Annotated in this window: 2 tRNA genes and 2 rRNA genes; all 4 read right to left on the bottom strand. The window is 52.2% G+C overall.

Going from position 1 to position 1,066, the window contains the following annotated elements:
• Nucleotides 1-102: 102 nt before the first annotated feature.
• Nucleotides 103-178: transfer RNA gene (locus ACRDCA_RS25265), tRNA-Trp, on the bottom strand.
• A gap of 53 nt (nt 179-231) precedes the next feature.
• Nucleotides 232-308 (bottom strand) — tRNA-Asp (locus ACRDCA_RS25260).
• Nucleotides 309-363: 55 nt separating this feature from the next.
• Nucleotides 364-479: ribosomal RNA gene (gene rrf, locus ACRDCA_RS25255) — 5S ribosomal RNA — on the bottom strand.
• Nucleotides 480-587: 108 nt separating this feature from the next.
• Nucleotides 588-1,066: ribosomal RNA gene (locus ACRDCA_RS25250) — 23S ribosomal RNA — on the bottom strand; the annotation flags it as partial.

The raw sequence follows: 1,066 nt of genomic DNA, 5'->3' as shown, positions 1-1,066 counted from the left end.
CTCCTTCAGAGGATTTGTTAACACATACTGTACACACACTCTGAGACCCACTGCACTGCTTTGGTTTGGTTGGACATGAGAATTTGCAAAGGATCCTTTATATGGCAGGGGCGGAGAGACTCGAACTCGCGACACCCGGTTTTGGAGACCGGTGCTCTACCAACTGAGCTACGCCCCTAAATCTTCTTGCCATTAAGCCTGCCCAGAAGGCAGGCTTAATGTCTTAATAAGTGGCGGAACGGACGGGACTCGAACCCGCGACCCCCTGCGTGACAGGCAGGTATTCTAACCGACTGAACTACCGCTCCACCGAAGACTTCTGTAACCACCGGATTAATGCACCGGCTTACTACTTAATTTGATGCCTGGCAGTTCCCTACTCTCACATGGGGAGACCCCACACTACCATCGGCGCTACGGCGTTTCACTTCTGAGTTCGGCATGGGGTCAGGTGGGACCACCGCGCTATTGCCGCCAGGCAAATTCTGTTTCATTCCAACCGCTTCACTTACGTGTCGCCATCAGAACCAATCTCGGAACATCGCTGAAAATCTCTACAATCTCTACTAAAACACCTTTGGTGTTGTAAGGTTAAGCCTCACGGATCATTAGTACTGGTTAGCTCAATGCATCGCTGCACTTACACACCCAGCCTATCAACGTCTTAGTCTTAAACGTTCCTTCAGGGGACTTAAAGGCCCAGGGAAGACTCATCTCGAGGCAAGTTTCGCGCTTAGATGCTTTCAGCGCTTATCTTTTCCGCACTTAGCTACCGGGCAGTGCCATTGGCATGACAACCCGAACACCAGTGGTGCGTTCACTCCGGTCCTCTCGTACTAGGAGCAACCCCTCTCAATCTTCCAACGCCCACGGCAGATAGGGACCGAACTGTCTCACGACGTTCTAAACCCAGCTCGCGTACCACTTTAAATGGCGAACAGCCATACCCTTGGGACCTACTTCAGCCCCAGGATGTGATGAGCCGACATCGAGGTGCCAAACACCGCCGTCGATATGAACTCTTGGGCGGTATCAGCCTGTTATCCCCGGAGTACCTTTTATCCGT

It is taken from the genome of Serratia sp. (in: enterobacteria), assembly GCF_051654945.1.
GTDB lineage: Bacteria > Pseudomonadota > Gammaproteobacteria > Enterobacterales > Enterobacteriaceae > Chania.
This window is presented reverse-complemented; position numbering and strand designations above follow the sequence as displayed.